The following is a 265-nucleotide window of genomic DNA, read 5'->3' on the forward strand; positions in this document are numbered from 1 at the left end:
GGTTACAGTTCCGTCTGGTGCAATCGTGTAGGTTCCTTGGCCTGGAATATTCTTTTCCTTGCTTCCATCTTCAAAGGTTGGCTCAACCGCTTCATCGATTGGAACCAGTGGATCGCCACCTTGGAAGGTTGGAGTACCCGTTTGTGGAAGTCCTTGAGGACCTGTGCTCGTTGCGCCAGTTCCTGTTGGTGTCACTTTCGTAAATTCTGGACTATAGGTCGCAGTAACTGGAGTCCCATTCTTATCTACGCGTTTGACTGTGACT

Annotated in this window: 1 protein-coding gene; it reads right to left on the reverse strand. The window is 49.4% G+C overall.

All coding sequences use genetic code 11. From position 1 onward, the window contains the following. Window positions 1-265 (reverse strand): hypothetical protein (locus HMPREF3057_RS05260; RefSeq protein WP_257370881.1); only part of this gene is annotated, 265 nt, incomplete at both ends.

The sequence above is a fragment of the Streptococcus sp. HMSC072D05 genome (assembly GCF_001815805.1).
Classification (GTDB): Bacteria; Bacillota; Bacilli; order Lactobacillales; family Streptococcaceae; genus Streptococcus.